This is a genomic window from Streptomyces sp. NPDC126499, from assembly GCF_040302485.1.
GTDB lineage: Bacteria > Actinomycetota > Actinomycetes > Streptomycetales > Streptomycetaceae > Streptomyces.
Genome location: NZ_JBEOUO010000010.1, coordinates 149,175 through 162,232 on the forward strand (window position 1 = coordinate 149,175; position 13,058 = coordinate 162,232).

At 72.1% G+C, this 13,058-nt stretch carries 14 protein-coding genes; 9 read left to right on the forward strand and 5 right to left on the reverse strand.

The features are described 5' to 3' along the window. Window positions 1-95 precede the first annotated feature (95 nt). On the forward strand, window positions 96-839 hold the full coding sequence (locus ABTZ91_RS17345) for an endonuclease/exonuclease/phosphatase family protein (RefSeq protein ID WP_352078008.1): 744 nt from the start codon (window positions 96-98) through the stop codon (window positions 837-839). A 14-nt stretch (window positions 840-853) separates the two neighbouring features. Here the strand turns inward: ABTZ91_RS17345 and ABTZ91_RS17350 are convergent, their stop codons facing one another. Continuing rightward, window positions 854-1,690 (reverse strand): hypothetical protein, encoded by an 837-nt coding sequence (locus ABTZ91_RS17350; RefSeq protein ID WP_352078009.1) that lies wholly within the window; start codon window positions 1,688-1,690, stop codon window positions 854-856. Next, entirely contained in the window at window positions 1,683-2,465 is a 783-nt protein-coding gene (locus ABTZ91_RS17355) for an alpha/beta fold hydrolase (protein ID WP_352078010.1), read from the reverse strand. The genes ABTZ91_RS17350 and ABTZ91_RS17355 overlap by 8 nt, the downstream gene beginning before the upstream one ends. Window positions 2,466-2,691: 226 nt before the next feature. Between ABTZ91_RS17355 and ABTZ91_RS17360 the strand changes: the two genes are divergently transcribed. The 5 genes from ABTZ91_RS17360 to ABTZ91_RS17380 all read left to right on the forward strand — a co-directional run bounded on the left by ABTZ91_RS17360 (window position 2,692) and on the right by ABTZ91_RS17380 (window position 7,667). Next, complete coding sequence (locus ABTZ91_RS17360) at window positions 2,692-3,423, forward strand: lysophospholipid acyltransferase family protein (protein ID WP_407077969.1); 732 nt, start codon at window positions 2,692-2,694, stop codon at window positions 3,421-3,423. A 29-nt stretch (window positions 3,424-3,452) separates the two neighbouring features. After that, a complete protein-coding gene (gene macS / locus ABTZ91_RS17365; RefSeq protein WP_352078012.1) occupies window positions 3,453-4,679 on the forward strand; it encodes a MacS family sensor histidine kinase in 1,227 nt (408 codons plus the stop codon). Window positions 4,680-4,771: 92 nt separating this feature from the next. Then, window positions 4,772-5,419: a response regulator transcription factor gene (locus ABTZ91_RS17370; protein ID WP_352078149.1), complete on the forward strand. Its 648-nt coding sequence runs from the start codon at window positions 4,772-4,774 to the stop codon at window positions 5,417-5,419. 191 nt (window positions 5,420-5,610) lie between these two features. Further along, window positions 5,611-6,600, forward strand: coding sequence for an ATP-dependent 6-phosphofructokinase (locus ABTZ91_RS17375; protein WP_352078013.1), 990 nt, complete (start codon window positions 5,611-5,613; stop codon window positions 6,598-6,600). A 68-nt stretch (window positions 6,601-6,668) separates the two neighbouring features. Beyond that, entirely contained in the window at window positions 6,669-7,667 is a 999-nt protein-coding gene (locus ABTZ91_RS17380; RefSeq protein ID WP_352078014.1) for a 2-hydroxyacid dehydrogenase, read from the forward strand. A gap of 3 nt (window positions 7,668-7,670) precedes the next feature. On the opposite strand, the gene ABTZ91_RS17385 is transcribed toward ABTZ91_RS17380, so the two are convergent. Next, a complete protein-coding gene (locus tag ABTZ91_RS17385; RefSeq protein WP_352078015.1) occupies window positions 7,671-9,632 on the reverse strand; it encodes an anthranilate synthase family protein in 1,962 nt (653 codons plus the stop codon). A gap of 114 nt (window positions 9,633-9,746) precedes the next feature. Next, window positions 9,747-9,845, reverse strand: coding sequence for a trp operon leader peptide (locus ABTZ91_RS17390; RefSeq protein ID WP_352078016.1), 99 nt, complete (start codon window positions 9,843-9,845; stop codon window positions 9,747-9,749). A gap of 58 nt (window positions 9,846-9,903) precedes the next feature. Here ABTZ91_RS17390 and ABTZ91_RS17395 point away from each other — a divergent pair, with 58 nt between their 5' ends. After that, window positions 9,904-11,256 carry a class II 3-deoxy-7-phosphoheptulonate synthase gene (locus ABTZ91_RS17395; RefSeq protein ID WP_352078017.1) on the forward strand — a complete coding sequence of 451 codons (1,353 nt, stop codon included), beginning with the start codon at window positions 9,904-9,906 and terminating at the stop codon, window positions 11,254-11,256. A gap of 122 nt (window positions 11,257-11,378) precedes the next feature. Beyond that, a complete protein-coding gene (locus tag ABTZ91_RS17400) occupies window positions 11,379-11,663 on the forward strand; it encodes a (2Fe-2S)-binding protein (RefSeq protein WP_352078018.1) in 285 nt (94 codons plus the stop codon). A 56-nt stretch (window positions 11,664-11,719) separates the two neighbouring features. On the opposite strand, the gene bfr is transcribed toward ABTZ91_RS17400, so the two are convergent. After that, on the reverse strand, window positions 11,720-12,196 hold the full coding sequence (gene bfr, locus ABTZ91_RS17405; protein ID WP_309549481.1) for a bacterioferritin: 477 nt from the start codon (window positions 12,194-12,196) through the stop codon (window positions 11,720-11,722). Window positions 12,197-12,384: 188 nt separating this feature from the next. Between bfr and ABTZ91_RS17410 the strand changes: the two genes are divergently transcribed. Continuing rightward, the gene (locus ABTZ91_RS17410) at window positions 12,385-13,029 is read left to right on the forward strand and encodes a sulfite oxidase-like oxidoreductase (RefSeq protein WP_352078019.1); all 645 of its coding nucleotides are present in this window, start codon (window positions 12,385-12,387) and stop codon (window positions 13,027-13,029) included. Window positions 13,030-13,058 lie beyond the last annotated feature (29 nt).

The following is a 13,058-nucleotide window of genomic DNA, read 5'->3' on the forward strand; positions in this document are numbered from 1 at the left end:
CCGGCCGGGACACCCCGTCCCGGCCGACGGTGCCCGTCGTGCCCTCCGGGGCGCGGCGGGCACCGTGCTTGGGGCACCGTGCTTAGGGTGGCTCCATGGCGATGAGCGAGCTGCCCGACTCCCGTACCGAACCCGATGGTTCGGCCGTCGTCCGGATCCTCTCCTACAACGTGCGCTCGATGCGCGACGACGAGGACGCCCTCGCCCGGGTGATCCGGGCCTGTGCCCCCGACCTGGTCTTCGTCCAGGAGGCCCCGCGCTTCTTCCGCTGGCGCAAGCACGCGGCCCGGCTGGCCGCCAAGAGCGACCTGGTCGTGCTGAGCGGCGGCGCCACCGCCGCGGGTCCGCTGCTGCTGTGCTCGCTGCGGGCCACCGTGGAGCACACCGAGGACATCCTGCTGCCGCTCACCCCGGGCCGGCACCGGCGCGGCCTCGCCACCGCCGTCGTCCGGATCGGCCGCGCGCGCCTGGGCCTGGTCAGCTGCCACCTCAGCCTGTACGCCGACGAGCGCCACGCCCAGGCGGGCCTGCTCCTGGACCGGGTGGCCGCGCTCGGCACCCCGTACGCCGTGGTCGCCGGAGACCTCAACGAACTGCCCGGCGGCCGGACCTGGACCCGGCTGACGAAGGAGCTCCGGGACGGCCGGGAGGCCGCCCCCTGGGGCGGGGAGCACACCTGGCCCGCCACCGCACCCGACCGCCGCATCGACGCGATCCTCGCCACGCCGGGCGTCGAGTTCCTCGCCTGCGGCGTCCCCACCGGTCTCGACCGTCGGGACCTGACGGCGGCGACGGACCACCTGCCGGTGCTGGCGGTGGTCCGTGTGCCGGCCGCGTAGGGACCGCCCCGCCGCTACACCACCGCGCCGCGGCCCGGGTCGTCGAAGCCGTCGTCGTCCTCGTCGTCGTGCTTCATCCGGGCCACCAGCGTCACGAAGCCGCCCAGGAAGCCGCCCACGCACAGGGTGGTCAGCCACCAGGTCATGTCCCAGCGGAGGAGCACGGCGATCAGCATCAGGACCGGGCCGCCGACCACTCCGAGCCACGCGAACTTGGTGGTCGTGTCGGCCTCCGGCAGCGGCGGGGGCTCCGGCGGGACGAAGTGGCCCTCGTCGCCGTCCGCGTCCCCGGAGGTCTCGTCCGGTTCGGCCAGCGAGTAGTCGCGCGGGCCGCCGCCCCCCACGCCGACGCCGACACCCGGCGCGAAGACGATCGAGGAGCCGAGCGCGGGCTTCCCACCCTCGTCGGGCGTCTCCGGCTCGCCGGAGCCGCCGGCCTCCTCGCGCTTGCGGAACTTGTCGGGCTTGTCGGCGCCGTCCGGCTTCACCGGCCCGTCCGCCGGTCCGTCGGCGGAGCCCTTCGCCGCTCCGTCAGCCGGGCCCTTCGCCGGTCCGCTCGCCTGTCCTTCCGCCGGGCCGTCGCCGGCCGTGGCCCCCGCGGCTCCGGCCACGGCGCCGCCGACCCCGCCGCTCCCGGTCAGGGCCGGACCGCCGGCACCGCGCCGGTGGTCGTCGTCCGCCGACCCCGCGTCCTCCGGCATCTCCGGCAGCGCCAGGTCCTCCACCGGCCGGAAGGGACGCGCGCCCGGCGGATCGGCGGGCTCCTCGCCGTACCCGGCGACGATCGCGGCCCAGGCCGCCTCCTCGTCGATGGGCTGGGGCTCGCGCTCCCCGTCCTGCTGCTCAGCCACCGCTCGCGCTTCCCTTCTCGCCGACGAGTTCCGGAGCGAGCCGGGCCACGAACGCCCAGCTCTCCTCGAAGATCCGCTCCGCATCGTGGTCCAACGTCGCCACGTGGTAGCTCTGTTCCAGCAGGATCTCCTTCACGTCCGTCGACGAGATCCGGCTGAGGATCCGCGCCGAGTCGGCCGGCGGCACCACATGGTCCTGCGGGCTGTGCAGCAGCAGCACCGGCTGCGTGACCTGCGGCAGCTCCGCGTCGACGATCCGGAAGAAGCGCCGCAGCGAGTACGCCGCGTGCAGCGGCACCCGCTCGTAGCCGATCTCCACCGCGCCCGGCTTGGCGATGTCGCTCGCGATGCCCTTCGTCGACGGCACGAAGTGCCGCACCACCGGCAGCGCGCGCGCCGCGACCCCGTGCACCTTGTTGCCCGGGTTGACCAGCACGATCCCGCCGACCGCGTCGCCGTACCTGGCCGCGAGGCGCAGCGTCAGCGCGCCGCCCATCGACAGGCCCATGACGAACACCCGCTCGCAGCGCTCGGTCAGCTCGCGCAGCGCGCGGTCCACCTCCGCGTACCAGTCGTGCCACGTGGTGAGCTGCATGTCCTGCCAGCGGGTGCCGTGCCCGGGCAGCAGCGGCAGCGACACCGTCAGCCCGCGCCCGGCCAGGTACTCGGCCCAGGGGCGCATCGACTGCGGGGAACCGGTGAATCCGTGACAGAGGAGGACGCCGACCTCTCCGCCCTCGTGGCGGTACGGCTCGGCTCCAGGAAGGACCGGCACGGGGTCTCCTGTTCGGGTTCGACTTCGGCCCCCGCTCTCGCGGACCGGCCCGAAGCGGCATCGGTAAGGGGAAGGCTTTCACCGTACGCGACCGGACCGACACCGACCAGGGCGTTCGCACGAAGCGCGGGGTGGGACGCCCCGCCGCGGCGGCCGGTCAGGGCCCGCACGGGATAAGGTCGTCGTGACGGCACACGGAAGGCATGGCGAGTTGATCTACGGCGCAATGAAGTTCTCCCTCGGAGGGTCCCTGAAGATCGCCTTCAGGCCCTGGGTGGAGGGCCTCGAGAACATTCCCGCCGAGGGGCCGGCGATCCTCGCGAGCAACCACCTGTCGTTCTCGGACTCCTTCTTCCTGCCCGCCGTCCTCGACCGCAAGGTGACCTTCATCGCCAAGGCCGAGTACTTCACCACCCCCGGCGTCAAGGGCAAGCTGACGGCCGCCTTCTTCAAGGGCGTCGGACAGCTCCCGGTCGACCGCTCCGGAGCGCGCGGCGCGGGCGAGGCGGCGATCAAGGCCGGCATCGAGGTCATCGAGAAGGGCGGCCTGTTCGGGATCTACCCCGAGGGCACCCGCTCGCCCGACGGCCGGCTCTACCGCGGCAAGCCCGGCGGGCTGGCCCGCGTGGCCCTCGCCACCGGCGCGCCCGTGATCCCGGTCGCCATGATCGACACCGAGAAGATCCAGCCGCCCGGCAAGATCGTGCCCAAGCTGATGCGCCCGGGCATCCGGATCGGCAAGCCGCTCGATTTCAGCCGCTACCAGGGCATGGAGGGCGACCGCTTCATCCTGCGCTCGGTGACCGACGAGGTCATGTACGAGATCATGAAGCTGTCCGGCCAGGAGTACGTCGACATCTACGCGACCGCCGCCAAGCGGCAGATCGCGGAGGCCGAGAAGGCCGCCAAGGAAGCCGTCAAGGCCGAGATCGCGGCCCGGGAAGAGTCCGGCGCCTGACCCCGCGGGGGCGCTCGGGGGTGGGGAAGATGGCCAGGCGCGAACGTGTCGTGCGCATGTCGGTCGAGCAGCCGCTGTGGCGCGCGCTCACCGCGTACCGCGTCCTCACGATGATCTACGCGGTGATGCTCGGCTTCTTCGGACGCCAGGGTTACGAACGGCCCTGGATCGCCGTCGCCTTCCTCGCCGTCCTCTGCGTGTGGACCCTCGCCACCCTCCCCAAGGTGGCGAACGCCGCCAGCTGCACCAAGCGCTTCCTCGTCGCCGACCTCACCCTCGCGCTGACCGGCATCCTGCTCACCCCGCTCGCCGACCACCAGGCCCAGTCCGTCGACCACCCCACCCTGCCGTCGATATGGACCGCGGGCGCCGTCCTCGCGTACGCCATCAAGGGCGGCTGGCGCTGGGCCGGTTTGGCCTCCTCCCTGGTCGCCGTCGCCAACATCATCGAGCGCGGCCACCCCAGCCGCGACACCCTGCACAACGTGCTGCTCGTCTGGGTCGCCTCCATCGCCATCGGCTACGTGGTCGAGGTCGCCCGCGCCTCCGAGCGCACCCTCGCCCGCGCCCTGGAGATCGAGGCCGCCACCCGCGAACGGGAACGCCTCGCCCGCGACATCCACGACAGCGTGCTCCAGGTCCTCGCCATGGTGCAGCGGCGCGGCACCGCCCTCGGCGGCGAGGCGGCCGAGCTGGGCCGGATGGCCGGCGAGCAGGAGGTCGCCCTGCGCACCCTGGTCGCCGGCGGCCTCACCCGGCCCTCGCACGTCTCCGAGGACGAGTCCGAGGGCGCCGTCGTCCGGGTCGTCGACGTCCCCGACGAGGACGACGGCACGGACGTCGACCTGCGCACCCTGCTCGCCCCGCGCGCCGGATCCCGGGTCACCCTCTCCGACCCGGGCACCCCCGTCCTCCTCCCGGCTCCCGCCGCCCGCGAACTGGCCGCCGCGGTGGGCGCCGCCCTGGACAATGTGCGGGTGCACGCGGGTGAGGGAGCCCGTGCGTGGATCCTGGTCGAGGACTGGGGCGACGAGGTGATCGTGACCGTACGGGACGACGGCCCCGGCATCCCCGAGGGCCGGCTCGCCCAGGCCGAGGGCGAGGGCCGGATGGGCGTCGCCCTGTCCATCCGGGGCAGACTGCGGGACCTCGGCGGCAGCGCCGAACTCGTCTCGGTCCCCGGCCAGGGCACCGAAGTGGAACTGAAGGTCCCGCGCACACCGCGGGAACGGCGGGGGAAGGCAGGAGCGAAGTGAACGAGCAGCACGGGCAGCAGGGGCAGCACGAGCAGGGCGGCCAGGGCGGCCAGGACGGACCGGCCGGCCGGCCGCGCGGGCCGATCAGGGTCATGGTCGTCGACGACCACCCGATGTGGCGGGACGCGGTCGCCCGCGACCTGGCCGAGGCGGGCCTCGACGTGGTCGCCACCGCCGGCGACGGCGAGCAGGCCGTGCGCCGCGCCGCCGCGGCCGACCCCGACGTCCTCGTCCTCGACCTGAACCTGCCGCTCAAGCCCGGCGTCCAGGTCTGCAAGGAACTCGTCGGCGCCAACCCGCGGCTGCGGGTCCTCGTGCTCTCGGCGAGCGGCGAGCACGCCGACGTCCTGGAGGCCGTGAAGTCCGGTGCCACCGGCTACCTGCTGAAGTCGGCCAGCACGGCGGAACTCCTGGACGCGGTGCGCCGCACCGCCGTCGGCGACCCCGTCTTCACGCCCGGCCTGGCCGGCCTCGTCCTCGGCGAGTACCGGCGCCTCGCCTCCGAGCCCGCCCCGGCGGCGGGCCGTGACGAGCCGAAGGCCCCGCAGCTCACCGAGCGCGAGACCGAGGTGCTGCGGCTGGTCGCCAAGGGCCTGAGCTACAAGCAGATCGCCGAACGGCTCGTCATCTCGCACCGCACCGTGCAGAACCACGTCCAGAACACCCTGGGCAAGCTCCAGCTGCACAACCGCGTCGAGCTGGTCCGTTACGCGATCGAACGCGGGCTCGACGACGCCTGACGCGCGCGATGCCTGCTCGACGCGACGCCTTGTCGGCTCCGTGCCTGATCGACGTGATGCCTGATCGGCTCCACGGCTGATCGGCTCCACGGCTGATCGACGCGACCCTTGATTCACTCTCTTCGCTGTCTCGGAGTGACCCCGGTCACCACTAGCGTGGGCCGCACCCCTCGTACGGCGAAGGAGTGCCCATGCGCGTCGGTGTGCTGACCGGTGGCGGAGACTGCCCCGGACTCAACGCGGTCATCCGCGCCGTCGTCCGCAAGGGCGTCCAGGAGTACGGCTGGACCATCACCGGCTTCCGGGACGGCTGGCGCGGCGTCGTCGACGGCGACACCGTCCCGCTCGACGTGCCGGCCGTCCGCGGCATCCTGCCGCGCGGCGGCACCGTGCTCGGTTCCTCCCGCACCGACCCCTTCGCCGTCCCCGACGGCGTCCGGCGGCTGAAGGAGAACCTCGCCAAGCAGCGCACCGACGCCCTCGTCGTCATCGGCGGCCGCGGCACCCTCGGCATCGCCGCCCGGCTGCACACCGAACACGGCGTGCCCTGCGTCGGCGTGCCCAAGACCATCGACAACGACCTCCCGGCCACCGACTGGACCTTCGGCTTCGACACCGCCGTCGGCATCGCCACCGAGGCCATCGACCGCCTCCACACCACCGCCGACTCCCACCGCCGGGTCCTCGTCGTCGAGGTCATGGGACGGCACACCGGCTGGATCGCGCTGCACGCCGGACTCGCCGGCGGCGCCAACGTCATCCTCGTCCCCGAACAGCGCTTCGACCTCGACCAGGTCTGCGCCTGGGTCGCCTCCCGCTTCGAGGCCACCTACGCCCCGATCCTGGTCGTCGCCGAGGGCGCCCGGCCGAGCGACGGCGCGCCCGTGCCCGGCTCGGTGGGGGAGTGGCTGGCCGGCGAGATCCAGCGGCGCACCGGCCAGGAGGCCCGTACCACCGTCCTCGGACACGTCCAGCGCGGCGGCAGCCCCAGCGCCTTCGACCGCTGGCTGGCCACCCGCTTCGGGCTGCACGCCGTGGACGCCGTACGGGACCGGGCGTACGGCACCACGGTCGCCCTGCGCGGCACCGACGTGGTCCGCGTCCCGCTGGCCGCCGCGACCGACCGCCTCAAGACGGTCGACCCGGCGCTGTACGCGGAGGCCGGGGTCTTCTTCGGCTGAGCGCCCGCACCCGACGGGCCGTATATTCGCCCTCATCCGGACGGACACTGCCTGATAAGGGGAAATCCGTGGAAATCCTGGCATTCGGTGTGCAGGCGGACGAGCGGCCGCTGATCGAGCGGGCCTTCGCGGGACACCATGACGTGCGCTGCGTGGATGTCTTCCTCAACCAGGACACGGCCCCCATCGCCGCAGGCCACGAGATCGTCTCGACCAGCGTCAACGCGGCCCTCGACCGGCGGGTCCTGGAGATCCTCAGCGCCGGCGGCACCCGGATGATCGCCCAGCGCTCCACCGGCTTCAACAACATCGACCTCGACGTCGCCGAGCGCCTCGGCCTCACCGTCGCCCGGGTCTCCTTCTACTCCCCGTACGCGGTCGCCGAGTTCGCCTGGACCCTCGCGATGGCCGTCAACCGCAGGATCGTCCGCGCCGCGGGCCGCACCCGCGACTTCGACTTCCGGCTCGACGGACTGATGGGCCGCGACCTGCGCGGCCGCACCGTCGGCGTCCTCGGCACCGGCAAGATCGGCGAGGCCTTCACCCGGATCGCCCACGGCTTCGGCATGCACCTGCTCGGCTGGGACCTCACCGAGAACCCGGCCTGCGCCGCCCTCGGCATGAAGTACGTCGACAAGGACCGGCTCCTCGCCGAGTCCGACCTCGTCAGCCTCCACGTGCCGCTGCTCCCGGCCACCCACCACCTCATCGACGCCGCCGCCCTGCGCTCCATGAAGGACGACGCGATCCTGGTGAACACCAGCCGCGGCGGCCTCGTCGACACCGAGGCCCTGGTCCGCGAACTGCGCGCCGGCCGCTTCACCGGCGTCGGGCTCGACGTCTACGAGGCGGAGGCGGGCCTGTTCTTCCTCGACAAGTCCCTCGCGGGCATCGAGGACGACACCCTGGCCCGCCTGGTGACCTTCCCCCACGTGCTGGTCACCTCCCACCAGGCGTACTACACGGCCGAGGCGGTCGGGCAGATCGTCGACACCACGGTCCAGAACGTCCTCGACTACCTCGCGGGGCGGCGCAGCGAGAACGTCCTGGTACCGAGGGCGGGCTAGAGGTCAGACCAGCACGCCCGCCAGGAGCGAGGCGGTCAGCGCCGCCCCGTCCAGCGACAGCACCGACTCCGGGTGGAACTGCACGCCCGCGAACCCCGGGCCGCGCAGCGCGTGGACCTCGTCCGACTCCGCGTCCCGGCTCACCTCGATCCGGTGCAGCGCCAGCTCCGTCGCCGTACGGTCGTCGCACCGCGCCGTGAAGCTGTTGTAGAAGCCGACCGTCCGCTCCTGCCCGAACAGGTCGATCCGCACCTGCGCCCCCTGGAACGGCGTGCGCTTGCGGACGATCTCCAGGCCCAGTTCGGCCGCGATCAGCTCGTGCCCCAGGCACACCCCGAGCAGGCCGTGCCGGTGCCCGCGCAGCAGCTCGGCCGTCAGCCCGCGCAGGAGGCGCATCTTCGGGTCGGCCGCGTCCGACGGGTCGCCGGGCCCCGGCCCGAGCACCACCGGACCCTCGTGCGCGAGCGCCAGCTCCCGCAGACCCGGCTCGTCGTAGCGCAGCACCGACACCTCGAGACCCGAGGAGCGCAGCAGGTGCGCCAGCATCGCGGTGAAGGTGTCCTCCGCGTCGATCACCAGCGCGTGCCCGGACAGCTGCGCCGAGCGGACCTGCATCTTCAGCCAGAACGGCGCCAGGTCCGCCCGGCGCGCGTCGAGCGCCGCCCGCACCCGGGGGTCGTCGGCGAGCCGGACCGCCGGCGCCGAAGGCTCACCGTCCGGCCGGCCCTCCCGCACCCCCAGGGCCGTCAGCACGCCCGCCGCCTTGGCGTGGGTCTCGGCGACCTCGGACGCCGGATCGGAGTGCCGGACCAGGGTCGCGCCCACCGGGACCCGCAGCCGGCCGTCGGCGGAGATGTCGGCGGTACGGATCAGGATCGGCGAGTCCAGGGTCTGCGCCCCGTTCGCGTCCGTGCCGAGCAGCGCCAGCGCCCCCGCGTAGTAGCCGCGTCCGACCCCGTCCGGTCCGAGGGGCTCGTGCCGCTCGATGACGCGGCAGGCGTTCTGCACCGGCGACCCGGTGACGGTCGCGGCGAACATCGTCTCGCGCAGCACCTCGCGCACGTCGAGCGAGGAACGCCCGCGCAGCTCGTACTCCGTGTGCGCGAGGTGCGCCATCTCCTTCAGCCGGGGCCCGATCACCACCCCGCCCATGTCGCCGACCGTGCACATCATCTTCAGCTCCTCGTCGACCACCATGGAGAGCTCCTCGGTCTCCTTGCGGTCGGCCAGGAAGGCCAGCAGGTCCTCGGGCGTCGGCGCCGCGCCCGCCGGGTAGCGGTAGGTGCCGCTGATCGGGTTCATCACCACCGTGCCGCCCACCCGTCCCCCGCCACCGCCACCGCCGTCGACCGAGAGCGCTTCGCGCTCGCTCCTCCCACCCGACATCCGCACGTGCACCTCCGGGCTGGCCCCGACCAGCGTGCGCTCCCCGGTGTGCACCACGAAGGTCCAGTACGCGCCCCGCTCGCCGGCCAGCAGCCGCCGGAACAGGGCCAGCGCGTCGGCCCGCCCGAAGCCGGGCACGGTGCCGGTGTAGGTGCGGCGGATGACGAAGTTGGCGCCCTCGCCGCGCCCGATCTCCTCGTCGATCACCCGCCGCACGATCCGCCCGTACTCCTCGTCGGAGACGTCGAAGCCGCCGTCCTCGACCCGTACGTCATGGGCGGGCAGCCCGCCGAGGACGTCGGCGAGCGGCAGCTCGTACGTCTCCTTCGCGACCAGCACCGACAGCGGGGTGCCGTCGTCGCGCACGTCGAAGCCGCGCTCGCGGATCTGCCGGAACGGCACCAGGGCCAGCGTCGGCCGGTCGCCCACCGGCAGCTCGGCCAGCCGCCCGGCCTCGTGCACCGCGCCGATCAGCACCTCGACGGTGTCGTGGTCCCGGCCCGGGGTGCGCCGGCGCAGCAGCGCGAAGGGCGGGCAGGAGTCGTCGAGGAGACGGGGGAGGAGTGTGGAGAGGTCCATGGGTTCGGTGTTCCTTCCGTGGGGTTCGGAGAGGAACGGCCTGCCGGGCGTGAGCTCCGGGTACGAGAAAGGCCGCCCCTCGGGCGGCCTTCGCGTGTGTTCGGGTACGCGCAGTCAGTGGGCCGCCGGATGAGCGGTCCACCACCAGTACTGGGTCGTCTGCGCGAACATGGCGCCGATCGTAGCCCACGGAACCGGTGGAACGCGTCTCATTCGTCTCAGTACGCGGTCACTGTCGTGGACGGTTGTTTTCGCCACGTACTGTGGTGGCGTGACCGTGAACGCTGACACCCACGCCGTCGCCAAGGCGACCTGGCGAGACCTGCCCGCGGCGCAGCAGCCCGAGTACCCCGATGCCGAGGCTCTGCGCGATGTGATCGCGGACCTCGAGTCGTATCCGCCGCTCGTCTTCGCCGGCGAGTGCGACCAGCTGCGCGCCCGGATGGGAGCCGTCGCCCGTGGCGAGGCGTTCCTGCTTCAGGGTGGCGACTGCGCCGAGGCCTTCGACGCCGTGAGCGCGGACCACATCCGCGCCAAGCTGAAGACCCTGCTCCAGATGAGCGCCGTCCTCACGTACGCGGCCTCCGTGCCCGTCGTGAAGGTCGGCCGCATCGCCGGGCAGTACTCCAAGCCCCGCTCCAAGCCGACCGAGACCCGCGACGGCGTGACGCTCCCGACCTACCGGGGCGACTCCGTCAACGGCTTCGACTTCACCGAGGCCGCCCGTGTCCCGGACCCCGAGCGCCTGAAGCGGATGTACCACGCCTCCGCCTCGACGCTGAACCTGGTCCGCGCCTTCACCACGGGTGGTTACGCCGACCTGCGCCAGGTGCACGCCTGGAACCAGGACTTCGTGAAGTCCTCCCCCTCGGGTCAGCGCTACGAGCAGCTGGCGCGCGAGATCGACAACGCGCTGAACTTCATGAAGGCCTGTGGCACCGACCCGGCCGAGTTCCGCGCGGTGGAGTTCTACGCGTCCCACGAGGCGCTGCTCCTCGACTACGAGGGCGCCCTGACCCGTACGGACTCGCGCACCGGCAAGCTGTACGACACCTCCGGCCACATGGTGTGGATCGGTGAGCGCACCCGTCAGCTGGACCACGCCCACATCGAGTTCGCCGCGCAGATCGCGAACCCGATCGGGATCAAGCTGGGTCCGACGACCACCGCCGAAGAGGCGCTGACGTACATCGACCGGCTTGACCCCGACCGTGAGCCGGGCCGGCTGACCTTCATCGTCCGCATGGGCGCCGACAAGGTCCGCGACCGGCTCCCCGAGCTGGTCGAGAAGGTCACGGCCTCGGGCGCGACCGTCGCCTGGGTGACGGACCCGATGCACGGCAACACCTTCGAGGCCGCCTCCGGGCACAAGACCCGCCGCTTCGACGACGTGCTCGACGAGGTCAAGGGCTTCTTCGAGGTGCACAAGGAGCTGGGCACCCACCCCGGCGGCATCCACGTCGAGCTCACCGGTGACGACGTCACCGAGTGCGTGGGCGGCGGCGACGAGATCTTCGTCGACGACCTGCACCAGCGCTACGAGACGGCCTGCGACCCGCGGCTGAACCGCAGCCAGTCGCTGGACCTGGCGTTCCTGGTGGCGGAGATGTACCGCGATCAGTAAGTGGCTTCCTACGACGATGGGGTGCGGATCCATGTGATCCGCACCCCATCGTCGTTTCCAGGACTTTTGCGCCTACCCGGCGCCGGGTAAGGTTAGGTAAACCTAATCGATCTCGGCGGGAGGTGAACCGCGTGTACGTCTGCTCATGCTTCGCAGTGACGGAGAAGCAGGTCAAGGAGCACGCGGAAGCCGGCGCCTGTACGCCCCGCCAGATCGCGTCCGCCTGCAAGGCGGGCACCGACTGCGGCTCGTGTGTACGACGCATTCAGGCCATTCTCGGGCGCGGCAACTGCCCGCGTCGCGAGCTCGTCGACCAGGGCATGCCGGCCCTCGGCGCCGACCTCCTCACCGTGGAGGACCTCGCCCCCGCGGAGGACCTCGCCGAGGATCTCTCCGAGGCCGCCTAGCCGCCTGGCTGCCTAGCCGCCCGGCCGAGCGGCCGCGGCCGCCTCGCCGGGGCCGTCTAGCTCGGCTGCTCGATCAGCGTCGAGCAGTAGAGCGCCTCACCGAGCTGCTCGATGAGTTCCAGCTGGGTGTCGAGGTAGTCGATGTGGTGCTCCTCGTCCGCCAGGATCTCCTCGAAGAGGTTCGCCGAGGTGATGTCGCCCTTGGCGCGCATGACCTCGATCCCGCGCTTCAGGCGGTCGATCGCCTCCACCTCGACCTGGCGGTCGGCCTCGAACATCTCCTTGACCGTCTGGCCCACGCGGACATGGAAGAGCCGCTGGTAGTTGGGCAGACCGTCGAGCATGAGGATGCGCTCGGTCAGCTTGTCCGCGTGCTTCATCTCGTCGATGGACTCTTCGCGGGTGTACTTCGCGAGCTTGGTCCAGCCCTTGTTGTCCTGGATGCGGTAGTGCAGCCAGTACTGGTTGATCGCCGTCAGCTCGCCGGTCAGCTGCTCGTTGAGGAACTCGAGGACCTCGGGGTCGCCCTGCATAGCTTCAGGATCCTTCCACGCATGTCGGTGCCGCCACTGGGCAGGATGGCCGCATCCTTGCAGCGCGCATGGGTGGCGTCCAGTAAGTGCAGGCTTACTGTGGGTTGCCTTAATTGTCAGAATATCGCCGGGATGAACAGGGCATGGCTGGTCATGACCACCCCTCGCGGTCTGTCACCATGGATGACATGGGTCAGCCGGAGGAGGGCGGAGCACGCCGCGAAGCAGCAGCGTCGGCGGCGTCGGAACTTCCGCCGGGGCAGCGGCTCCAGCGCGGCTGGCCGGTCACCCACTACGGCCCCGTGCCGCGTTTCAAGCCGGAGCGCTGGGAGTTCCGGGTCTTCGGGGCGACCGCCGACGGCGACAAGCACTGCTGGAACCACGAGGAGTTCTCGGCGCTGCCCTTCGCCACCGTCGTGGCCGACCTGCACTGCGTGACGAAGTTCAGCATGCTGGGGGCCGAATGGGGCGGAGTGCCGGCCCGGACGATCCTGGAGCTGGCCCCGCCCGCTCCCGGCGTCACCCATGTGATGGTCTGGGCGGAGTACGGCTACAGCGCCAACATGCGCCTCGCGGACTTCGCCTCCGAGCAGACGATCTTCGCCACCCACAAGGACGGCGAACTGCTCACCGCCGAACACGGCTTCCCGCTGCGGCTCGTGGTGCCGCACCTGTACGCCTGGAAGGGGCCCAAGTGGGTCCGGGGCGTGGAGTACATGGCCGCCGACCGGCGCGGCTTCTGGGAGGAGCGCGGCTACCACAACATCGGTGACCCGTGGCGGGAGCAGCGCTACTCGTACCAGGAGGAGCCGGGCGACGGCCCCGAGCTCTAGCGGGCCGTCGCTCCAGCGGGCCGTCGCGG